Annotated in this window: 18 protein-coding genes and 1 pseudogene; 9 read left to right on the forward strand and 10 right to left on the reverse strand. The window is 59.3% G+C overall.

The features are described 5' to 3' along the window. Positions 1–96 precede the first annotated feature (96 nt). Genes fabG through yceD form a run of 6 tightly spaced genes read right to left on the reverse strand, consistent with a single transcriptional unit; the run spans position 97 to position 4,529 of the window. Entirely contained in the window at positions 97–831 is a 735-nt protein-coding gene (gene fabG / locus BRD58_RS11015) for a 3-oxoacyl-ACP reductase FabG (protein WP_015461775.1), read from the reverse strand. Positions 832–843: 12 nt separating this feature from the next. Beyond that, positions 844–1,773 carry an ACP S-malonyltransferase gene (fabD, locus tag BRD58_RS11020; RefSeq protein WP_073382918.1) on the reverse strand — a complete coding sequence of 310 codons (930 nt, stop codon included), beginning with the start codon at positions 1,771–1,773 and terminating at the stop codon, positions 844–846. Positions 1,774–1,797: 24 nt separating this feature from the next. After that, positions 1,798–2,751 (reverse strand): beta-ketoacyl-ACP synthase III, encoded by a 954-nt coding sequence (locus BRD58_RS11025; protein ID WP_015461776.1) that lies wholly within the window; start codon positions 2,749–2,751, stop codon positions 1,798–1,800. Positions 2,752–2,757: 6 nt separating this feature from the next. After that, entirely contained in the window at positions 2,758–3,792 is a 1,035-nt protein-coding gene (gene plsX / locus BRD58_RS11030) for a phosphate acyltransferase PlsX (RefSeq protein ID WP_015461777.1), read from the reverse strand. Positions 3,793–3,820: 28 nt separating this feature from the next. Next, on the reverse strand, positions 3,821–3,991 hold the full coding sequence (gene rpmF, locus BRD58_RS11035) for a 50S ribosomal protein L32 (protein ID WP_005287307.1): 171 nt from the start codon (positions 3,989–3,991) through the stop codon (positions 3,821–3,823). Positions 3,992–4,007: 16 nt separating this feature from the next. Continuing rightward, positions 4,008–4,529: a 23S rRNA accumulation protein YceD gene (gene yceD / locus BRD58_RS11040; protein WP_015461778.1), complete on the reverse strand. Its 522-nt coding sequence runs from the start codon at positions 4,527–4,529 to the stop codon at positions 4,008–4,010. A 141-nt stretch (positions 4,530–4,670) separates the two neighbouring features. Here yceD and BRD58_RS11045 point away from each other — a divergent pair, with 141 nt between their 5' ends. Then, positions 4,671–5,261, forward strand: a complete 591-nt coding sequence (locus tag BRD58_RS11045; RefSeq protein WP_073382923.1) for a Maf family protein — start codon at positions 4,671–4,673, stop codon at positions 5,259–5,261. A gap of 549 nt (positions 5,262–5,810) precedes the next feature. Continuing rightward, positions 5,811–7,319 (forward strand): YadA-like family protein, encoded by a 1,509-nt coding sequence (locus tag BRD58_RS11050; RefSeq protein WP_073382929.1) that lies wholly within the window; start codon positions 5,811–5,813, stop codon positions 7,317–7,319. 69 nt (positions 7,320–7,388) lie between these two features. Here BRD58_RS11050 and rluC read toward each other — a convergent pair whose 3' ends face one another. Next, positions 7,389–8,351, reverse strand: coding sequence for a 23S rRNA pseudouridine(955/2504/2580) synthase RluC (rluC, locus tag BRD58_RS11055; protein WP_012848941.1), 963 nt, complete (start codon positions 8,349–8,351; stop codon positions 7,389–7,391). 577 nt (positions 8,352–8,928) lie between these two features. Between rluC and rne the strand changes: the two genes are divergently transcribed. Further along, a complete protein-coding gene (gene rne, locus BRD58_RS11065; RefSeq protein ID WP_073382934.1) occupies positions 8,929–12,171 on the forward strand; it encodes a ribonuclease E in 3,243 nt (1,080 codons plus the stop codon). A 52-nt stretch (positions 12,172–12,223) separates the two neighbouring features. On the opposite strand, the gene BRD58_RS11070 is transcribed toward rne, so the two are convergent. Continuing rightward, positions 12,224–12,514 (reverse strand): putative quinol monooxygenase, encoded by a 291-nt coding sequence (locus BRD58_RS11070; RefSeq protein ID WP_012848943.1) that lies wholly within the window; start codon positions 12,512–12,514, stop codon positions 12,224–12,226. Positions 12,515–12,865: 351 nt separating this feature from the next. On the opposite strand from BRD58_RS11070, the gene pyrC reads away from it, so the two are divergent. From pyrC to fetB, 3 genes are all read left to right on the forward strand, one after another. Next, entirely contained in the window at positions 12,866–13,912 is a 1,047-nt protein-coding gene (pyrC, locus tag BRD58_RS11075; protein ID WP_073382939.1) for a dihydroorotase, read from the forward strand. Positions 13,913–13,982: 70 nt separating this feature from the next. Beyond that, positions 13,983–14,681, forward strand: coding sequence for an iron efflux ABC transporter ATP-binding subunit FetA (gene fetA / locus BRD58_RS11080; RefSeq protein ID WP_012848945.1), 699 nt, complete (start codon positions 13,983–13,985; stop codon positions 14,679–14,681). After that, positions 14,674–15,432 carry an iron efflux ABC transporter permease subunit FetB gene (gene fetB, locus BRD58_RS11085; RefSeq protein ID WP_015461783.1) on the forward strand — a complete coding sequence of 253 codons (759 nt, stop codon included), beginning with the start codon at positions 14,674–14,676 and terminating at the stop codon, positions 15,430–15,432. Before fetA ends, fetB begins: the two co-directional genes overlap by 8 nt. A gap of 84 nt (positions 15,433–15,516) precedes the next feature. Here fetB and fumA read toward each other — a convergent pair whose 3' ends face one another. Next, positions 15,517–17,163 carry a class I fumarate hydratase FumA gene (gene fumA, locus BRD58_RS11090; RefSeq protein ID WP_073382943.1) on the reverse strand — a complete coding sequence of 549 codons (1,647 nt, stop codon included), beginning with the start codon at positions 17,161–17,163 and terminating at the stop codon, positions 15,517–15,519. Positions 17,164–17,526: 363 nt separating this feature from the next. Next, positions 17,527–18,422 (reverse strand): annotated as a pseudogene (locus BRD58_RS11095) (LysR family transcriptional regulator). Positions 18,423–18,679: 257 nt separating this feature from the next. On the opposite strand from BRD58_RS11095, the gene BRD58_RS11100 reads away from it, so the two are divergent. The 3 genes from BRD58_RS11100 to atoD all read left to right on the forward strand — a co-directional run bounded on the left by BRD58_RS11100 (position 18,680) and on the right by atoD (position 21,718). After that, complete coding sequence (locus BRD58_RS11100; RefSeq protein ID WP_069578799.1) at positions 18,680–20,071, forward strand: GntP family permease; 1,392 nt, start codon at positions 18,680–18,682, stop codon at positions 20,069–20,071. A gap of 44 nt (positions 20,072–20,115) precedes the next feature. Further along, positions 20,116–20,883: a 3-hydroxybutyrate dehydrogenase gene (locus BRD58_RS11105; RefSeq protein WP_034168060.1), complete on the forward strand. Its 768-nt coding sequence runs from the start codon at positions 20,116–20,118 to the stop codon at positions 20,881–20,883. A gap of 175 nt (positions 20,884–21,058) precedes the next feature. Then, positions 21,059–21,718: an acetate CoA-transferase subunit alpha gene (gene atoD / locus BRD58_RS11110; protein WP_012848952.1), complete on the forward strand. Its 660-nt coding sequence runs from the start codon at positions 21,059–21,061 to the stop codon at positions 21,716–21,718.

Raw genomic sequence — 21,718 nt, forward strand, 5'->3', positions numbered from 1 at the left:
TTGAAAAAGATGCAACCAAATCCCGGCTGGTCAAACCACGATTTTGCTCTATTTTGCGGTGTTTTGCTCAATAAAGGCAAATAGTTTTCGTGATTTTTAGATCATGTACATGCCGCCGTTGACATGTAGCGTCTCGCCGGTGATGTAGGCCGCCTCATCCGAGGCCAAAAAGGCAACGGCGTAGGCGATCTCTTTAGCATCACCCAGACGACCGGCCGGCACCGCGGCCAAAATGCCGCTGCGCTGCTCATCGGAGAGCGCGCGCGTCATATCGGTCTCGATAAATCCCGGCGCCACCACGTTAACGGTGATGCCGCGGGAGGCGACTTCACGCGCCAGCGACTTGCTGAAGCCGATAAGGCCCGCTTTAGCCGCGGCGTAGTTCGCCTGCCCAGCGTTCCCCATGGTGCCTACCACGGAGCCGATGGTAATAATACGCCCGCAGCGCTTCTTCATCATAGCGCGCATGACGGCTTTTGACAGGCGGAACACCGACGTCAGGTTGGTGTCCAGGATATCCTGCCACTCATCATCCTTCATCCGCATCAGCAGATTGTCGCGGGTGATCCCGGCGTTATTGACCAGAATATCGATCTCGCCAAACTCCGCGCGCACGCGCTCCAGCATGCTGTCGATAGAGGCAGAGTCGGTCACGTTCAGCGCCATTCCCATACCGTTATCGCCCAGATAAGCGCTGATCGCCTCTGCGCCCTTGTCGCTGGTGGCCGTACCGATGACGCGGGCGCCGCGGGCGACCAGCGTCTCGGCGATGGCGCGGCCGATGCCACGGCTTGCGCCGGTTACCAGTGCAATTTTACCTTCTAAGCTCATGTTTTCCTCGTATTACTGTTCGAGAGCGGCGGTCAGGGATGCGCAGTCATTCACCGCCGCAGCGGTCATGGTATCGACGATACGCTTGGTCAGGCCGGTCAACACTTTGCCCGGGCCCATCTCCAGCAGATGGTCAACGCCTTCGGCGGCCATCAGCTGCACGGTCTCCGTCCAGCGAACCGGGCTGTAGAGCTGGCGCACCAGCGCATCGCGTATCGCATCAGCGTCGCTCGCCGCCGTCACATCGACATTATTGATCACCGGACAGGACGGCGCATGGAAGTCGATCGCCTTCAGCGCCTCGGCCAGCTGGTCCGCGGCCGGCTTCATCAGCGCACAGTGCGACGGTACGCTGACCGGCAGCGGCAGCGCACGCTTGGCACCGGCGGCCTTACAGGCGGCGCCGGCGCGCTCGACGGCCTCTTTTTCACCGGCGATCACCACCTGCCCCGGCGAGTTGAAGTTGACCGGCGCGACCACCTGCCCCAGCGCCGCCTCGGCGCAGGCGGCGGCGATGGCGTCGTTGTCCAGACCGATGATGGCATACATCGCACCGGTGCCTGCCGGCACCGCCTGCTGCATCAGCTTGCCGCGCAGCTCGACCAGGCGTACCGCCTGCGTAAAGTCGAGGACGCCGGCGCAGACCAGCGCAGAGTATTCACCCAGGCTGTGCCCAGCCATCATCGCCGGCTGTTTGCCATGGTTCTGCTGCCAGACGCGATAAATTGCGACGGAGGCCGTCAGCAGCGCCGGCTGGGTCTGCCAGGTCTTGTTCAGCTCTTCGGCCGGCCCTTGCTGCACCAGGCTCCACAAATCATAACCCAGCGCCTCGGAGGCCTCGGCGAAGGTCTGCTCGACCACCGGGTACTGTGCGGCTAAATCGGCCAGCATACCCACGGTCTGTGACCCCTGCCCGGGGAATACCATTGCAAATGTAGACATGAGTGTTTTCCTGAACAAAAAAAATCAAAAACGAACCAGCGCGGAGCCCCAGGTGAAACCGCCACCGAAGGCCTCCAGCAGAATCAGTTGACCACGCTGGATACGGCCATCGCGTACCGCCTCGTCCAGCGCCGCCGGCACCGAGGCCGCCGAGGTATTACCGTGGCGATCCAGCGTCACCACCACGCTGTCCAGGCTCATGCCCAGCTTCTTCGCGGTCGCGCTGATGATGCGCAGGTTGGCCTGATGCGGCACCAGCCAGTCCAGATCGTCGCGGGACAGCTGGTTAGCCTGCAGCGTCTCATCCACGATATGCGCCAGCTCGGTCACGGCCACTTTAAACACCTCGTTCCCCGCCATGGTCAGGTACGCCTGATCCTCGGTATGGCGCGGGCGGTTAGGCAGCGTCAGCAGCTCGCCATAGCGGCCGTCGGCATGAATATGGGTCGACAGGATGCCCGGCTGCTCAGCGGCGCCCAGCACCACGGCACCGGCGCCGTCGCCAAACAGGATCACCGTGCCGCGATCCTGCTGATCCACGGTGCGCGCCAGCGCATCCGAACCGATCACCAGCGCGTAGCGTACCGCGCCGCCTTTAATGTACTGATCGGCGATACTCAGCGCGTAGGTGAACCCGGCACAGGCCGCACCGACGTCGAAAGCCGGAGAGCCGTTACGGATCTCCAGCATATTCTGGACTTCGCAGGCCGCGCTGGGAAACGCGTTATTGGCCGAGGTGGTCGCCACGATGATCAGGCCGATGTCATCCTTGTCGATCTGTGCCATTTCCAGAGCGTGTTTGGCAGCTTCAAATGCCATAGTGGCGACGGACTCGTCCGCCGCGGCAATGCGCCGCTCACGGATGCCGGTACGGCTGACGATCCACTCGTCAGAGGTCTCCACCATTTTCTCTAAATCAGCATTGGTGCGTACTTGTACGGGCAGGTAGCTCCCCGTACCGAGAATTCTTGTATGCATGTACGATTAGTCACTCTTGGGTAATACAGCCTTAAGGCGCAGCGCGATCCGCTCGGGGATCTGCCGTTGCACCGCCTGCACAGCCTGTTGTATGGCGACGGCGAACGCCCGTTGGTTGGCCGCCCCATGGCTCTTGATTACGGTGCCACGTAATCCTAACAGACAAGCGCCATTATACTGGTCGGGGTTCAAATGCCCGAAACGCTTTGCCACTCTTTTTTGTATCCAGCGACCCAGCCAGCGCAGCCACCAGGCACTGCGCGGTTTATCGCCCGCCGGCTTCAGCAGGGAGAGGAACATGCGCACCACTCCCTCCATGGTTTTCAGCGTAACATTACCCACGAAGCCGTCACAGACCAAGACATCGGTTTTTCCGCTCAGCAAGTCATTGCCTTCCAGATAACCAATATAGTCGATGGCCGGCGTCGTCTTCAGCACAGCGGCGGCTTCGCGGATATTGTCCAGTCCCTTACACTCTTCTTCCCCGATATTCAGTAACGCGACGCGCGGCGCCGGGATACCGACAATCTCTTCTGCCAGCACCGCGCCCATCACGGCGAACTGTACCAGCATGGCGCTGCTGCAGGCCACGTTGGCCCCGAGATCCAGCACCACGGTCTTACTCTTGCGCTGATTGGGCAGCACCGTCACCAGCGCCGGACGGTCGATGCCCTCCAGCGGCTTTAGCAACAGCGTCGCCAGTCCCATCAGTGCGCCGGTGTTTCCCGCGCTGACCACCGCCTGAGCCTCGCCGCGCTTCACCAGCTCCAGCGCAATGCGCATTGAGCTGCCGCGACTGTTGCGGATAGCGTGTGACGGCTTAGCGTCGTTGGGGATCACGGTTTCGGCTGCCACCACCCGTAGCCGGGAGCGCAGTGAAGCGTCTGCGGCGGAAAGGTAAGGCGCGATGGCGTCGGGCTGGCCGACCAACAAAAGGGACAGTGACGAAGTTGAAGTCAGTGCCTGCAGCGCGGCAGGCACTGTGATGCAGGGACCAAAGTCCCCGCTCATCGCATCTAACGCAAGGGTTAGACGAGTCAAAGTATCGCCTTGTTAATACAGAGCTGTATTACTTAGCGATGACCTTGCGACCGCGGTAGAAACCGTCCGCAGTGACGTGGTGACGCAGGTGAGTTTCACCGGAAACCTTGTCAACAGAGACGGTTGCAGTGGTCAGCGCATCGTGGGAACGACGCATACCACGGCAAGAGCGGGTTTTTTTGTTCTGCTGTACGGCCATGGACCTTACTCCTTGATTACTTTCGCTTTAAACTGGCTAGTGCGGCAAATGGATTCGGTTTTTCCGCCTCGGGAGGCAGCTTACCGAACACCATGTCCGCGTCGGACACTTCACAGTGTTCAGATTCATGCACCGGAACCACCGGCAAGGCGAGGATGATTTCATCTTCGACCATCGCCAGCAGATCGACTTCGCCGTATTCATTGACGTCGATCGGCTCGTAAATTTCCGGCAATGCTTCAGCCTGCTCGTCATTGGCGACCGGACTGAAACAATACGTTACGTGGAGGTGATGCTGGAATGGCTGATTACAGCGCTGGCACTGCAACGTTACGCTAACGTCGGCATGCCCACGGATCACAGCCAACCGCTGATTGTCGATTGAAAAGGACATCTCAGCGGAGACATCGCTGTCCACGCTGACCACAGATTCAGCTAAGCGCGTTAACTGCTCGGAAGCATAGACACCAACATAGTCTAAACGCTTCTGCGCAGCGCGTACCGGATCAAGGGTCAAGGGTAATTTTACCTTTTGCATAGGGCGCGCATATTAACTTTGTAAAGCCATAGAGTCAAAGGAAAAGGCCACTCTCGCGCCCCTTTCCCCCAATATTCGCTTCCTGAGCGGCGGACAGTTTAAAATGATGCCATCATTAACGCCATGCTTTCGGGAAAAAATATGTTGCCCCTGCTGCTCGCCTCGACCTCGCCCTACCGCCGCGCCCTGCTGGAGAAGCTGGCGCTGCCTTTTATCTGCGCAGCGCCACACACGGACGAAACGCCGCAGCCCAATGAAACCGCCCAGGCGCTGGTCTGTCGCTTGGCCGAGGCCAAGGCGCGCGCGCTGGCCGCCGACTATCCGGCGCACCTGATCATCGGCAGCGATCAGGTCTGCGTACTCAACGGCCAAATCACCGGGAAACCCCTAAGCCATGAGCGCGCCTGCGCCCAGCTGCGCGCCGCCAGCGGACAACGCATTACGTTTTATAGCGGCCTGAGCGTGCTCAACAGCGCCAGCGGCGCCTGCCATACGCTGTGTGAGCCGTTTCATGTTCACTTTCGGTCGCTGAGCGATGCCGAGATCGAGGCCTATGTGACGCTGGAGCAGCCGCTCCACTGTGCCGGCAGCTTTATGTGCGAAGGCGCCGGCATTCTGCTGTTCGACCGTCTGGAGGGGCGAGACCCCAATGCCCTGATTGGACTGCCGCTGATCGCGCTGAATACGCTGCTGCTGCGCCACGGCGTGAATCCGCTGCTGGCCGCCCGATAATCGACCGGCGGCGGAAGGGTGCCTTTTGCGGATGCCGCTAAGACGCCCTTGCCCTCATACTTAAGCCGTGACGACCTCCCCCCCTTTTATTACTGCACTATTTACTGCATTGCCGTACTACCGTCTTCATTCTCTCCCGCCCGGATGCACGGAATAATACCCACACACCATATTCATCATTTCTAATAAATTCTTGATAATTATATTTTCCAACATTTCATTCGCGCAAAAGACAATAAGATACCTATATTAAAATCGGTATATTTTTCGGAGTAATGTTTACAGCGCAGAGTAAATACCCCTTATCCAAATACATGGAAACAGTGAAACAACGCCTCACGCCAGCGGCATAACGCGACAAGCCACGCCGAGGGAAAACAATGAGATATATCACAGCCCAGCACAGATTAAAATACGCGGAGATAAAATATACAACAGATTGATTTTAAATCATTTAAATCAATTCCCCACCGAAGAAAGAACGAGACGCGCCATAACGTTAATTATTTATTAATTCAGTAGCAAGATACTTAGACAAGGATTGATAAGATGAAGAAAAATATTATTACCTCTGCTATTAGCGCTAGCCTATTTATCATGACATGCCAGGCCTTCGCGGCGGCACCGGAACGTGGCGACATTACCCTCGAGGGCGTAGAAAATAGAAAATGGGAAGATCCCATCACTATTTCAGAGTCGCTAAATACGTTGGAGCAACATATTATCCCAAAAATAAATCAGGCTGATACTAAGGCCAGCGTTGCAGAGACCAAAGCCGAAGCGAACACGCAGGCACTCGCCACGCTGCAGACCAGCCTGGGCGGGCTGAACGGCGTCTTTGCCAACCTTTCCAACGCCTTCAGCGCCACCGGAGAGGATGGCAGCGGCCCGAGCTCGCTGGAAACATTTCTGGGCCTGCCGTCGGTAAAAAGGCTGATCGACAGAGTAGATGACGATATGGTAGATGCCAAGGCTGATATCAACGGACTAAGAACGGCGGTGCGGGCCGCGGATACTAAGGCCAGCACCGCAGATAACAAAGCCGATACGAACGCGGAGGCGCTCACCACGCTGCAGACCAGCCTGGGCGGGCTGAACGGCGTCTTTGCCAACCTTTCCGGCGCCTTCAGCGCCACCGGAGAGGATGGCAGCGGCCCGAGCTCGCTGGAAGAATTCCTGAAACTGCCGGCGGTAAAAGAGCAGCTCGCCAGCGTAAATACCGCGACGACTGAGGCCAAGGCTGAAATCGACACGCTAAAAACGGCGCTGCAGGCAGCATTTATCGATAGCGCGGCGGATGACGGCGCGGTCACCCCCTCCGCATTCACCACCTATATCAACGACCTGAAGCAAGCCATCGATGAGGGTAATACCGCGAACCTGCAGCGGCTGGTCACCCAGCTGCAGCGCGACTTCACCCTGACGCCGTCCGAAGAGGGAACGCCGGCGAACTCTGGCCTCTCCCGCGTCTTGCAGGGTGTGCACGATGCCGGACAGGAGGCAACCGATGCCAAGCTGCAGGTAACGCAGGCAGCGAGCGATGGGAAGATACAGGCGCTGGCCAACGCGATCAATGCGCGGCTTGATACGATTGACCCCACGGAGGGGTCCCCGCTGGATCAGCGCGTTACGACGCTGGAGAGCGAGCTAAGCCAGGGGCTGAAAAGCTATACCGAGACGATTGCCAACGCCGAGGCCAAAGTGCAGGCCGAGCGGACGCTCAATGCGGCGATAGGCTATACCGATCTTCGGCAGGAGCTGACTCAGGCTTGGCAGGACACCGCCCAGCGGCAGATCAACGATCTCTACCGCGAGGTCGACAATAACCGCAAAGAGCTGCGCCAGACCGCCGCGAAAACGGCGGCGCTCTCCGGCCTGTTCCAGCCCTATGGGATCGGAAACGTCAACGTGACGGCGGCCATGGGCGGATATAAGGATGAGCAGGCCGCCGCCGTCGGCGTCGGCTATCGCGTCAATGAAACCTTCGCCGCCAAGGCGGGCATCGCCTTTGGCAGCGGCTCTGCCGCTTACAACGTTGGGGTCAATCTGGAGTTTTAAGCCGTAGCGTCCAACGCAGTAGACCCCGCTAACGCGGGGCCTACTTTGTCACACCTACGCCGCCTCGCCTCAGCTAAGCGCGCTGCGTGCGCGCAGCACGCTCAGACAGTGGCGCAGCGCGGCATCCAGCGGCGCCTCGACGCGCAGGGTCTCACCACTGTGCGGATGCACAAAGCGCAGCGCCGCCGCGTGCAGGAACAGGCGGTTTAAGCCGGTATCCGCCAGCTCGCGGTCGAAGTCGCGGTCGCCGTAGCGATCGTCAAAGGCGATCGGGTGGCCGGCGTGCAGGGTATGAACGCGGATCTGATGGGTTCGCCCGGTCACCGGGCTGGCCTTAACCAGCGTGGCGTTAGCAAAGCGCTCCTCTACCTTAAAGCGGGTTTCCGACGGCTTGCCTTCGGCGTTCACCCGTACGACGCGTTCACCGCTTTGCAGGGTATTTTTCAGCAGCGGCGCCTGTACCACTTTACAGTGTGACTGCCACTGGCCGCGCACCAGCGCCAGATAATCCTTCTGCATCCCCTTCTCACGCAGCTGCTCATGCAGCGAGCGCAGCGCCGAGCGCTTCTTCGCCACCAGAAGCACCCCGGAGGTCTCGCGATCCAACCGATGCACCAGCTCCAGGAAACGGGCCTCTGGGCGCAGGGCACGCAGCCCCTCAATCACGCCAAAGCTAAGGCCGCTGCCGCCGTGTACCGCGGTGCCAGAGGGCTTATTCAGCACCAGCAGGTAGTCATCTTCATACAGGATACAGTCATTGAGCGCGGCGACCTTATCCAGACGGGCTGACACCGGCGCCTCATCGCGTTCGGCCACCCGCACCGGCGGGATCCGGACCTGATCCCCGGCTTCCAGCTTATATTCCGGCTTGATGCGTTTCTTGTTGACCCGCACCTCACCCTTACGCACGATGCGATAGATCATACTCTTCGGCACACCCTTTAACTGGTTGCGCAAAAAATTATCGATTCGCTGTCCCGCCTCATCGGCGGCGATCGTGACTAACTTGACGGAGATGTTTTGTGTATTCATGGGCGCGATTTTAAAGAGCGCCGCGCCGCCGCGCTACTGCTATTTTCAGCCGCTGTGCAATAATTCAGCGATAGCGCGCGCGACGGCGACGCACGGACATACCTATCAGCAGAGTTTATGGTGTGACATGTCGTCATAGGGCAATTTTCTGCGAACAACCCGCAATGGCGTCTTGCTATATTTGTCATTGCAGTGAAATAATGGAGTAGTTTTCCGCGCTTTTTTCCATCAAAGCGAAAAAAGAGGTGGGATTCAACGTTTACCTGATAGCGCAGAAATGCAGCAATGGCGTAAGACGTAGTGCGAAATCAAGTAATTAGCGGGCTGCGGGTCGCAGTCTGACCAACAACATGGAGTCAGTTGGCCGCATCCTTTTTCTGCGGTGTCATCCTGATAAACAGCGCTGCCTTTCACAAAGAAATGCAGGCTTACCGAATATTGCGCCCCTATGCAGGCGACAACCGTGAGGTTGACGACTTTGCGATAAGACTCGGGGTCATCGGTCTTCCTCCCGGTCAGAAAGGTCTTTTCGCCCGCAGCTTAAGTTGCCAATGCAAAAAAAACGAGTACGTTAACGATGAAAAGAATGTTAATCAACGCAACTCAGCAGGAGGAGTTGCGTGTCGCCCTTGTGGATGGTCAGCGACTGTACGATCTGGATATTGAAAGCCCGGGTCACGAACAGAAGAAAGCAAACATTTACAAGGGTAAAATCACCCGTATTGAGCCCAGTCTGGAAGCAGCCTTTGTTGACTACGGCGCCGAACGACACGGTTTCCTGCCCCTTAAAGAGATCGCCCGCGAATATTTCCCCAGCAACTACTCCGCCCACGGCCGTCCCAACATTAAGGACGTGCTGCGCGAAGGGCAGGAGGTCATTGTTCAGGTTGATAAGGAAGAGCGCGGCAACAAAGGGGCTGCGCTGACCACCTTTATCAGCCTGGCGGGCAGCTATCTGGTGCTGATGCCCAACAACCCGCGCGCCGGCGGTATCTCCCGCCGTATCGAGGGCGATGACCGCACCGAGCTGAAGGAAGCGCTCTCCTCTCTGCAAATTCCCGACGGCATGGGGCTGATCGTCCGCACCGCCGGCGTCGGCAAATCCGCCGAAGCCCTGCAGTGGGATCTCTCCTTCCGCCTGAAGCACTGGGACGCCATCAAGAAAGCCGCCGAAGGCCGCTCTGCGCCGTTCCTGATCCATCAGGAAAGCAACGTCATCGTCCGCGCCTTCCGCGACTATCTGCGCCCGGACATCGGCGAAATCCTGATCGATAACCCGAAGATCCTCGACCTGGCCAAGCAGCATATCGCCGCCCTGGGCCGTCCGGACTTCAGCAGCAAAATCAAGCTGTACACCGGGGAAATCCCGCTGTTCAGCCACTATCAGATCGAGTCACAGATCGAGTCCGCCTTCCAGCGTGAAGTCCGCCTGCCCTCCGGCGGCTCTATCGTTATCGACAGCACCGAGGCGCTGACCGCCATCGATATCAACTCCGCCCGCGCTACCCGCGGCGGCGATATCGAAGAGACGGCGTTCAACACCAACCTGGAGGCCGCCGATGAAATCGCCCGCCAGCTGCGTCTGCGCGACCTGGGTGGTCTGATCGTGATCGACTTTATCGATATGACCCCGGTACGCCACCAGCGCGAGGTCGAAAACCGCCTGCGTGACGCCGTGCGTCAGGATCGCGCCCGTATTCAGATCGGTCGGATCTCCCGCTTTGGCCTGCTGGAGATGTCCCGCCAGCGCCTCAGCCCCTCTCTGGGCGAATCCAGCCACCACGTCTGCCCGCGCTGTAATGGCACCGGTACCGTGCGTGACAACGAATCGCTGGCGCTGTCCATCCTGCGTCTGATCGAAGAGGAAGCGCTGAAGGAGAACACCCGTGAAGTGCACGCCATCGTGCCGGTACCGGTCGCCTCTTATCTGCTGAACGAGAAGCGTGACGCCGTAAGCGCCATTGAAAAACGCCAGCCGGACGTGCGCGTCATCGTGGTGCCTAACGAGCAAATGCAGACCCCGCACTACGCCGTTATGCGGGTTCGTAAAGGCGAAGAGACCCATACCCTGAGCTACAAGCTGCCGCAGCTGCACGAAGCGGAAGCCTGCGGTGAGGAAGAAGTACCGGCAGAGCGCAAGCGCCCGGAGCAACCGGCGCTGGCCGCCTTTAGCCTGGATGTGGCCGCACCGCCGATCGACGCCGCGCAGGATAAGCCTGTCGCTGTCGACGTCGCGCCGACCGAACGCCCGCAGCCGGTCGCCGACGCCCGTCCGGGTCTGTTTGGTCGCCTGGTGGCCTCCCTGAAAGGGATCTTCGCCGGCGACGACGCCCCGGCGCCGGTGCAGGAAGAGAAACCTGCCGCCAGCGCAGAGCGTCCGCGTGACGAGAGCCGTTCCTCGCAGGAGCGCCGCGGTCGTCGCCAGAATCCGCGTCGTGAACGCGGTGAACGCGGCGATCGTCCGGAGCGCGGTGAACGCGGCGATCGTCCGGAGCGCGGTGAACGCCCGGAGCGCGGTGAACGTCCAGAGCGTGCGAACCGCGACGGCCGTGAAAACCGCGACGAACAGCGCCGTGGCCGCCGTCAGGCTCAGCCGACGCCGGTGACAGAGAACGGCGTAGAAGAGAATGCCCAGCAGCGCGAAGAGCAGCAGCAGCGCCGCGAGCAGCGCAACGAGCGTCAGCGCCGTCGTCAGGAAGAGAAGCGCCAGGCCCAGCAAGAGGTCAAGGCACTGGACTCCGCCGCACAGCCTGAGGAAGAGATCGCAGAGGAGAGCGTACCGGCCCAGCGCCGTCAACGCCGCCAGCTGAGCCAGAAAATCCGCATCGGCGAGAGCGCGTCAGCCGTTGTCAGCGCCGACGCAGATGCCGCCGTGGCACCGGTCGCCGACGCGACCGCCGCTCCGGCTCTGCCGGTGGTTAGCGCTCAGCCTCAGGAGAGCGCCGCCGTCGCCGCGGAAGAGGATAACGCGCCGCGCCATGAGAATGGCATGCCGCGTCGCTCACGTCGCTCACCGCGTCACCTGCGCGTCAGCGGGCAGCGCCGTCGCCGCTATCGCGACGAGCGTTATCCGCAGCAGTCACCGATGCCGCTGACGCTGGCGGTCTACTCTCCGGAGATGGCCTCTGGCAAGGTGTGGATCAGCTATCCTATCGCCACCCCTGCGGCCGTCGAGAGCGTCGAGCGCGAAGCGCCGCGCGCCACAGAGGAGAGCGCCACCGCGGTAGCGGTAGAGACCCTCGCCGCCGCACCGGTGGAAGCCGCACGTCCGAGCGTCACCGCCGAGACCGTCGTCAACGACGCCGTGGCCGCCGAGCCGGTGGTGCAGGCGATCATCGCCCCGGCCGCAGCCGTTGAGGAGCCGACCCGCGACGCGATCGCGCAGCAGCCGGCGCCGGTAGTCGCAGAGGAGAGCGCCGCGCACGCCGTCTGTGCCGCCGCCGCACCGACGCTGGAAGAGGCGCTGCCTGCATTGGCCCAGGCCGAAGCACAGGCTGCCGAAGCCGAGGCCGAAACACAGGCTACCGAAGCCGAAGCCGAAGCCGAAGCCGAAGCCGAAGCCGAAGCCGAAGCCGAAGCCAGCGTAGTCGACGCCCAGGTACAGCCGTCGGCAATGGCCCCGAGCGATACGCACGAACACGGTCGCGCTAGCGCGCCGATGACTACGGCCCCGGCGCCGGCCTACGTTGCACCGGTCACGGTAGTCAGCACCTGGGTTCGCCCGGAATATGACTTCCACGGCCGCGGTGCCGCCGGTGCAGACGCCGCGACCAATCAGGCCGCGGCGCCAGCCACGAAACCGGTCATGCCGCAGGAGTAAGAGGCGGCTAGCCCAAAAAACCCGCCGAAAGGCGGGTTTTTTTATATCGGCGCTAGGCTATCTGGCGCAGTCGCGTGATCTCAACGCTGGCGCACCGCCCTTCTATCGCCTGCAGAAAAGCGGCAAAGTGGGCGCTTTTTTCATGCTGCGTCAGCGCCTGCGGCGATTGCCAGATCTCAAAGAACACCAGCGTTGCGGCCTGCCCCTCTTCCTGATGGAGGTCATAACGCACGTTTCCCGCCTCGGCGCGGCTGGGCTCAACCAACTGCAGCGCGGCGTGGCGTACCGCCTCTTGCTGCCCCGCGGATGCGACCAGCGTCGCGACAATGCGAACTTCACTCATAACACACTCCTCTTGAGACCGGGGCGCCTCGCCCTGCGGTACGGCGCAAGCGTATCGAACCGCGGCGGACGCCGCCTGGAATACATCCGTCGTGGTACGCGACGAATGCCTACCCGATCACCTTACCCGTTTTTGCCGTCCGCGACATGAGCCCTCGGCCCCTAATCGCCCCACCGCCTTGCTCAAGCGCACAAATTGATGACGCGATACAACAATCGGATGCATCCAAGCCCGTTTCCCGTTATCCTTACCGCCCGGCACAGAAATGTTCACTGCGCCCTGGCGCCCTGCCCCTACAGCGACCAGAAGCCTGCGCAGTCCATCAGACATATCCACCAGCCGGAGTCCGTAATGACCGTAATGCAGCACACCCTGAAGATCCGCCGCCCTGACGATTGGCACCTCCATCTGCGCGATGATGAGATGCTGCACAGCGTGTTACCCTATACCAGCCGCCACTTTTCCCGGGCCGTGGTGATGCCCAACCTGGTTCCGCCGGTCACCTCCGTGGAGCAGTGCATCGCCTATCGCCAGCGCATTCTCGACGCCGTGCCGCAGGGACACGCGTTTACCCCGCTGATGACCTGCTATCTGACCGACGCCCTCTCGGTAGACTCGCTGATGCACGGCCAGCGGGAAGGCGTATTCACCGCCGCCAAGCTGTATCCGGCCAACGCCACCACGAACTCGGCCTGCGGCGTGACCTCCATTCCCGGACTGTACCCGCTGTTTGAGGCGATGCAGAAGAGCGGTATGCCGCTGCTGATCCACGGCGAAGTCACCCAGGCGGATATCGACATATTCGATCGCGAAGCGCGCTTTATCGAGCAGGTGATGCTACCGCTGCGCCGCGACTTCCCCGAACTGCGTATCGTCTTTGAGCACATCACCACCCGCGAAGCGGCCCAGTTTGTCGCCGAGGGCGATCGCTATCTGGCGGCGACCATTACTCCTCAGCACCTGATGTTCAACCGCAACCACATGCTGGTCGGCGGGATTCGTCCGCACCTGTACTGCCTGCCGATCCTCAAGCGCAGCGTACACCAACAGGCGCTACGCAAGGCGGCCACCAGCGGAAAAACCTGCTTCTTCCTCGGCACCGACTCCGCGCCGCACCTGCGCGGGCGCAAAGAGTCAGCCTGCGGCTGCGCCGGGGTCTTCAACGCGCCGACGGCGCTACAGGCCTACGCAACGGTCTTTGACGAGGAGCAGGCGCTGCAGCACCTGGAGGCCTTCTGTTCGCTGAACGGACCGGCTTTTTATGGACTCCCGGCCAATGAGGCGTATATTGAGCTGGTACAAGAGCCTGCGTCTGTCGTCGACAGTATCGCCAGCGGTGATGAAACCCTGATCCCCTTCTTGGCAGGGGAAACGCTGCGATGGTCGGTACGCGCGTAGGCTCAGGACGCTATTTACTCCGGCCTGTCCCTTAGGACAGGCCTTTTTGTTGGTACCCGTGAGGGAGAATATGACCGCAACACCGCTACTGGCGCTTAATCACATCGACTTCAGCGCTAATGGACGCCCCATTCTGCACGACGTATCGCTGACGCTACAGCCCGGCGAATTCAAAGTAATCACGGGCCCCTCGGGCTGCGGCAAGAGCACGCTGCTCAAGATTGCGGCCTCACTGCTGGAGCCGCAGCGCGGCGAGATCCTGCTGCAGGGAACCCCCCTGAGCGCCTATCCTCCGGAGGCGTATCGCAAACAGGTCTCCTATAGCTTCCAAACGCCGGTGCTGTTCGGCGATACGGTGCGCGACAACCTGCTGTTTCCCTACCAGATCCGCGGCGACGCGCCGGATATGGATCGCATCCGTCGTGGCCTGATGCAGTTCGGCCTGCCGCTGCATACGCTGGATCAGCGCATCGAAGATCTCTCCGGCGGCGAGCGTCAGCGCGTGGCGCTGCTGCGTAACATTCAATATATGCCGCAGGTGTTGCTGCTGGACGAAATCACCAGCGCGCTGGATGAGCACAATCGAACCATCGTGCATGAGGTCATCACGCACCTCAATCAGCAGCAGGGGATCGCCATTATCTGGGTCACGCACAGCAGCGACGAGATTACCCAGTGCGACAATGTGATAACCCTACCGCGCCTGGCCGATAGCGACGACGCAGAGGAAGACGGGACTCAGTCAAACGGGGAGCTACGCCATGAATAGCCATAACATTACCGATCAGTCTCTGGTCATGGCCCTGGCGCTGGTCGCCATTGCGCTGGTCATCAGCGGGCGGGAAAAGCTGGGGCTCGGCAAAGACATTCTGTGGAGCGTCAGTCGTGCCATCGTCCAGCTGATCCTGGTAGGCTACGTTTTAAAGTATATCTTTCATCTGGACAGCGCCCTGCTGACCCTATTGATGGTGCTGTTTATCTGCGTCAACGCGGCCTGGAACGCGAAGAAGCGCAGTAAGAACCTCAGCAATGCCTTTGCCATGTCGCTGATCGCCATCGTCACCGGCACCGCGCTGACCCTGGCGATCCTGATCGTCAGCGGCTCCATCGAATTTACCCCGATGCAGGTGATCCCCATCGCCGGAATGATCGCCGGTAACGCCATGGTGGCCGTCGGCCTGTGCTATAACAACCTGCGTCAGCGCTTTCACGACGAACGCCAGCGGGTGCAGGAGATGCTCAGCCTGGGCGCGACCCCGAAGCAGGCGTCGGCGAGGATTATCCGCGCCAGCATCAAGGCGGCGATGATCCCCACCGTCGACTCCGCCAAAACCGTCGGACTGGTCAGCCTGCCGGGCATGATGTCGGGCCTGATCTTCGCCGGTATCGATCCGGTCAAGGCCATCCGCTATCAGATTATGGTGACCTTTATGCTGATCTCCACCGCCAGCCTCTCCACCATCATCGCGGGCTACCTCGCCTACGCCAAGTTCTACACGGCCCGCGATCAGCTGCGTTAAGCCCATACAAAAATCCCCACGCCATGGCGTGGGGATCAACGCGATAACCTGACCGGTAGCGGTAGCGCGACCGGGATTCGTCGCTTATTTCATGCAGCTACTGCAGCGGCTGCTCAAAATCTGCTGGAAGAAGTCATTTCCCTTGTCATCCACCAGGATGAAGGCCGGGAAGTCTTCTACCTCAATCTTCCAGATAGCCTCCATCCCCAGCTCAGGATAGGCCACGCAGGTCAGGCTCTTGATGCTCTGCTGGGCCAGTACCGCCGCCGGGCCACCGATGCTGCCCAGATAGAAGCCACCGTGTTTATGGCAGGCGTCGGTGACCTGCTGGCTGCGGTTCCCTTTGGCCAGCATGATCATGCTGCCGCCGTTGGCCTGCAGCAGGTCGACATAGGAGTCCATACGGCCTGCCGTGGTTGGCCCCAGTGAGCCAGAGGCATGGCCCGCCGGCGTCTTGGCCGGGCCTGCGTAGTAGATCGGGTGATCCTTCACATACTGCGGTAGCGGCTTGCCTTCGTCCAGCAGCGCCTTCAGCTTGGCGTGGGCGATATCACGCCCGACGATGATGGTACCGGAGAGCGACAGACGGGTAGAGACCGGATACTGGGAGAGCTGCGCCAGGATCGCCTTCATCGGACGGTTGAGATCCACCTTGATGGCCTCCCCCTCGCCGGCTTGGCGCAGATGCTCAGGAATATATTTACCTGGGTTATGCTCCAGCTTCTCGATCCAGATCCCCTCGCGGTTAATCTTGGCCTTGATATTACGATCCGCCGAGCAGGAAACCCCCATGCCAACCGGACAGGAGGCGCCGTGGCGCGGCAGGCGGATCACCCGCACGTCGTGGGCAAAGTATTTGCCGCCGAACTGTGCACCCAGCCCCAGCGCTTGCGCCGCCAGCAGCAGCTCCTGCTCCAGCGCCACATCGCGGAACGCCTGGCCGTGCTCATTGCCCTCGGTCGGCAGCGCATCATAGTACTTGGTCGACGCCAGCTTCACCGTCTTCAGCGTAGACTCCGCCGACGTACCGCCGATAACGAAGGCCACGTGGTACGGCGGACAGGCCGCGGTACCCAGGGTACGCATCTTCTCGATCAGGAAAGCCTTCAGCTTCTCCGGCGTCAGCAGCGCCTTGGTCTCCTGATACAGGTAGGTTTTATTGGCTGAACCGCCGCCTTTGGCGACGCACAGGAATTTGTACTCCTCGCCCTCGGTGGCGTACAGGTCGATCTGCGCCGGCAGGTTGGTTCCGGTATTGACCTCGTTATACATATCCAGCGCGGCATTCTGGGAGTAGCGCAGGTTATCTTCGATATAGGTGTTATAAACCCCGCGCGACAGCGCCTCGGCATCGCCGCCGCCGGTCCACACGCGCTGGCCTTTTTTACCCACGATAATCGCCGTCCCGGTGTCCTGACAGGTCGGCAGTACCCCCTTGGCGGCGATCTCGGAGTTACGCAGGAACTGCAGCGCGACGTATTTATCGTTTTCGCTGGCCTGCGGATCGTCAAGAATCGCGGCGACCTGGCGCTGATGAGCCGGGCGCAGCATAAACGAGGCGTCGTGGAACGCCTGCTGGGCCAACAGCGTCAGCGCCTGCGGCTCGACCTTCAGCATATCCTGGCCTTCAAAGCTGACCACGGAGACATGCTCCTTGCTCAGCAGATAATAGTCGGTGTCATCGCCTTGCAGCGGAAACGGATCTTGATAATGGAAGGGTTTATTTGACATTTTTCTCTCGCTTACAACGTCAGCTTCTATAAATTTACCGAGCCGCGCAGCACCATCGGCGTGATGCTCGATAAGAAAAACCGCGCGGCCTGTTAACTTTACCGCCCGATGTTAACATGTTATTTACAATAAGCGTTGTGCGACCGCGCTCAGTATCGGCATGAAACGGGACTCAACCTAATCATCAGGTGAATCCATCCTGCCAAATAACCCAAGCGAGGTAACAGGATCAAAATCAAACTATGGGGGATTAATTGTCGTATGTTTGGGGAAAGGAGAGGTTAATCACCTTGATTTAAAAAGAAAATGAACAAAATGGCTAAAATCGACGTATCCAGGCCCACGCATATTGCCCAGCCCGCCTTACCTCAGGCATCCCTCATCCGCCTGCGCATATTCACAAATCGTATCTGCCATAGCCTGCGCAGCGCAGGAGAACGGGTGATGCATGAGGCTTACTAAGCCGAAGCGGTTTTCAATCACCGGCTCGATCAACGGCAGGCACACTGCGCCCAACTGCCGCATTTGCCGGGCGCACCACGCCGGTACCGCACTGACGCCCAGCCCGTTTGCGACCATATTGCCTACCGTTATCAATTGGTGACTTTCAAACGCCACCGGCAATTGTTTACCGTTCTGTGCCAGACGCTGCTCCAGCAGCAGGCGCATGGACGAAGGGCGCTGTAGCGTAATAAAGTCCAGCGAGAGCAACTGCCGCCAACCGATATCCTGCTGCCGGGCAAAAGGACACCCCGGCGGAACAATGGCAATAAACCGATTCATGCCCAGCGGGGTAAAATGCAATCGCGCACCAGGCTCCGGTTCAAAGGCGATGCCCATTTCTACCCGCCTTTCAGCAATCATTTCATACACGGCTTCATTAATGACATCATGCACCACCACGTTGACCCCGGCAAACGTTGCAAAATAAACGGTAATGGGTTCGCGGCAAACGAGGGCATCGCGGCAATGGCGACTTTACCGACCTGTAATGTAAAACGCTGTCTTATCGTTTCAGTCGTATTATCCCAGTCCACCAGCAGCTGACGCACTAGCGGGAAAAACGCCTCGCCTTCAGGCGTTAGCCTCACTTGACGCGTCGTTCGCACAAACAGCGCCCCCCCCAAAGCGTCCTCCAGGCTACGGATAGCCAGACTCAACGCCGGCTGAGAAAGGTTCAATCTCACGCTAGCCTGCGCAAAGTTTAAAGTGTGAGCAACAGCTAAAAATGCACGCAATTGCTTAATACTCATTGCCATCGGTTATCTCCCCAACCATTTATTAATCAGGGACTAATTCATAATTAATAAAAATAATAAACTAATACATTGGAAAAACAAACTTAACAAAACGCTCGACCTTGTCAATTATTTCACCACAAAAGTGGCTAATGACATTCGCCGCTATCGATACCAACTTTGATGATGAATATAACTTGGCAATTTATGTTTTTTATTTCCCGATAACGATAAATAGCAGTAAGCCGAATTAATTATAATTAACTAAGGAATAGTAAATGAGCATTATAGTTGCCATCGCATCCCTAAGTTTACTTATGCTAGCCGCTTACCGGGGTTACAGCGTCATTCTTTTTGCCCCCTTAGCCGCACTCGGCGCCGTACTGTTTACCGACCCCAGTGCTGTCGGCCCAGCGTTCAGCGGACTATTCATGGATAAAATGGTCAGTTTTATCCAGCTCTATTTTCCGGTATTCCTGCTGGGCGCCCTTTTTGGCAAACTGATTGAGCTCGCTGGTTTCTCGCGCGCCATTGTGGTGACCGTTATTCGTATACTCGGGCAGCGGCATGCCATGCCGGTGATTGTCATCGTCTGCGCTCTGCTCACCTATGGCGGCGTGTCTCTGTTTGTTGTCGCCTTCGCCGTCTATCCCTTTGCCGCAGAGATGTTCCGGCAAAGCAATATTCCCAAGCACTTAATCCCGGCCACGATCGCCCTGGGAGCATTTTCATTCACCATGGATACCTTGCCCGGAACACCGCAGATCCAAAATATTATCCCGGCCGCCTTCTTTAACACCAATGCCTGGGCGGCCCCCTTGCTGAGCCTTACCGGCGCACTTTTTATGCTCGCGCTCGGCCTAGCCTACCTTGAGCGCCAGCGGCGTAAAGCCCACCAGGCCCATGAAGGTTACGGCACCGATTTAGTAAATGAGCCCGAAACCCCCGACACGCTTAACTTACCTCATCCTGTTATCGCGCTCGCGCCACTGCTTCTGGTGGGTATCTGTAACCTACTGTTCACGCATTATATTCCGCAATGGTATGGCACATTACACTCATTCGCCCTGCCCGGCATGACAAGCCCGATCGTGATTTCCATAGAGAAGGTCACCGCGATCTGGGCGGTAGAGGCGGCGCTGCTGGTCGGCATTCTGGTGGTCGCACTCTTCGGCTTTCGCAATATCGGTGGGCGTCTGGCTGAGGGCAGTAAAAATGCCGTCTCCGGCGCCATCCTCGCCGCCATGAATACCGCGTCAGAATATGGTTTTGGCGCCGTTATCGCCGCGCTCCCCGGCTTTCTGTTACTCGCCAAAGGGCTGGAGGCCATTCCCGATCCCTTAGTCAACGAGGCGATCAGCATCACGCTGTTGGCCGGGATTACCGGCTCTGCCTCCGGCGGGATGAGTATTGCGCTGGCGGCGATGTCCGACACTTTTATTGCGGCGGCCAACGCAAACGGCATCCCTATGGAAGTCCTGCACCGCATCGCCGCCATGGCCAGCGGCGGTATGGATACGCTGCCGCACAATGGTGCCGTCATTACATTACTGGCCATTACCGGCTTAAGCCATCGCCAATCCTATGGCGGCATCTTTGCCATCACCCTGATTAAAACCCTTGCGGTCTTTTTTGTCATCGCCGTGTTCTATCTGACCGGCATTGTTTAACGCGTGCCGCTGTGCGGCGCAATGAATGATACGGAGTTCATATGATAAACCTACAGGGCAAAGTCGCATTGATAACCGGCTCAACCAGTGGAATCGGGTTGGGTATTGCGAAAACGCTGGCGCAGCAGGGCGCGCAGGTCATTCTGAATGGCTTTGGCGACGTTGCGCACGCCACCGGGCAAATAGCCGCGTGCGGCCTCCCCCCGGGCTACCACTCGGCTGACCTGAGCCATCCCGACCATATCGCCGCCATGATGGATTACGCCACTACACAGTTCGGCGGCGTGGACATTCTGGTCAATAACGCGGGAATACAGCATGTCGCCAGCGTAGAGCATTTCCCGGAGGAGCAATGGGATGCAATCCTCGCAGTCAACCTCTCTTCTGTATTTCATACCAGCCGCCTGGCCTTGCCTGCCCTACGGGAGAAGGGCTGGGGCCGCATAATCAATATCGCCTCCGTGCACGGCTTGGTCGCCTCCACGCAAAAGGCGGCATACGTGGCGGCCAAGCATGGCGTGGTGGGGCTGACGAAGGTGATTGCGCTGGAAACCGCGCGCAGCCCGGTCACCTGTAATGCCATCTGCCCCGGTTGGGTACTCACGCCCCTGGTGCAACAGCAGATAGCGGCGCGGGCTGCCGACGGTGATACCCAGCAGGCTCGGGATGCGCTACTGGCAGAGAAGCAGCCGTCGCTGGATTTTGTGACGCCGCAGCAATTAGGCGCGCTGGCGCTATTTTTATGCAGCCCGGCGGCCGATCAGGTGCGCGGTGCGGCGTGGAATGTGGACGGGGGCTGGCTGGCTCAATAGCGGCCTGCCGTAGCCACCGGATAGGCAGCCGATATACGGGCGTATGCCGCCTTAGCCGATACGGCGAGAGCGCAGACAGTAAGTCGCCCCAGATGGCCCCTTCTACATCGATTTAATGGCGCCGCCTGGGCGAGCCCATCTCCCTGAGATGGTCAGTCAGTAACAAGGAATCGTCATGCAGAATAAACAAATCACAGTAGCGCAGACTTATGCACATTTTGCTGATGGAATAACCCTCATGATCGGCGGTTTTATGGGCTGTGGTACCCCGCCGCGATTAATTCAGGCATTGCTCGACTCTGGCGCTAAAGAGTTAACGATCATCGCTAACGACACGGCGTTTATCAATAGCGGAATCGGTATTCTCATCCACCACGGCCGGGTGAAAAAAGTGATTGCCTCGCATATTGGGACTAACCCGGAGACCGGCCGTCTAATGATCGCCGGAGAGCTGGAGGTCCAACTGGTTCCCCAGGGGACCCTCATAGAGCAAATCCGCTGCGGCGGGGCCGGGTTAGGCGGCGTGCTTACGCCAACCGGCGTCGGCACGTTGGTTGAAGAAGGGAAACAAAAAATAACGCTGGGGGGAAAACCTTATTTACTGGAGCGCCCACTGAGGGCCGATCTGGCCCTCATCCAAGCCTACCAGGCCGATACGCTGGGCAACTTATGTTACCAACTGAGCGCGCGCAACTTTAATCCACTGATCGCCTTAGCTGCCGATATCACCCTTGCAGAACCCGACCATATAGTAACCGCTGGAGAATTAGATCCCGACCTTATCGTCACGCCCGGTGCCGTGATTGATTATATCCTGTCGCCAGAGGAGAAATAG

Origin of the sequence: Edwardsiella piscicida (genome assembly GCF_001896205.1) — a bacterium.
GTDB classification, from domain to species: Bacteria; Pseudomonadota; Gammaproteobacteria; order Enterobacterales; family Enterobacteriaceae; genus Edwardsiella; species Edwardsiella piscicida.

Coding starts and splice junctions, on each gene's coding strand:
- fabG (WP_015461775.1), bottom strand. CDS start 831: ATGAGCTTAGAAGGTAAAATTGCACTGGTAACCGGCGCAAGCCGTGGC.
- fabD (WP_073382918.1), bottom strand. CDS start 1,773: ATGTCTACATTTGCAATGGTATTCCCCGGGCAGGGGTCACAGACCGTG.
- BRD58_RS11025 (WP_015461776.1), bottom strand. CDS start 2,751: ATGCATACAAGAATTCTCGGTACGGGGAGCTACCTGCCCGTACAAGTA.
- rpmF (WP_005287307.1), bottom strand. CDS start 3,991: ATGGCCGTACAGCAGAACAAAAAAACCCGCTCTTGCCGTGGTATGCGT.
- yceD (WP_015461778.1), bottom strand. CDS start 4,529: ATGCAAAAGGTAAAATTACCCTTGACCCTTGATCCGGTACGCGCTGCG.
- BRD58_RS11045 (WP_073382923.1), top strand. CDS start 4,671: ATGTTGCCCCTGCTGCTCGCCTCGACCTCGCCCTACCGCCGCGCCCTG.
- BRD58_RS11050 (WP_073382929.1), top strand. CDS start 5,811: ATGAAGAAAAATATTATTACCTCTGCTATTAGCGCTAGCCTATTTATC.
- rluC (WP_012848941.1), bottom strand. CDS start 8,351: ATGAATACACAAAACATCTCCGTCAAGTTAGTCACGATCGCCGCCGAT.
- rne (WP_073382934.1), top strand. CDS start 8,929: ATGAAAAGAATGTTAATCAACGCAACTCAGCAGGAGGAGTTGCGTGTC.
- BRD58_RS11070 (WP_012848943.1), bottom strand. CDS start 12,514: ATGAGTGAAGTTCGCATTGTCGCGACGCTGGTCGCATCCGCGGGGCAG.
- pyrC (WP_073382939.1), top strand. CDS start 12,866: ATGACCGTAATGCAGCACACCCTGAAGATCCGCCGCCCTGACGATTGG.
- fetA (WP_012848945.1), top strand. CDS start 13,983: ATGACCGCAACACCGCTACTGGCGCTTAATCACATCGACTTCAGCGCT.
- fetB (WP_015461783.1), top strand. CDS start 14,674: ATGAATAGCCATAACATTACCGATCAGTCTCTGGTCATGGCCCTGGCG.
- fumA (WP_073382943.1), bottom strand. CDS start 17,163: ATGTCAAATAAACCCTTCCATTATCAAGATCCGTTTCCGCTGCAAGGC.
- BRD58_RS11100 (WP_069578799.1), top strand. CDS start 18,680: ATGAGCATTATAGTTGCCATCGCATCCCTAAGTTTACTTATGCTAGCC.
- atoD (WP_012848952.1), top strand. CDS start 21,059: ATGCAGAATAAACAAATCACAGTAGCGCAGACTTATGCACATTTTGCT.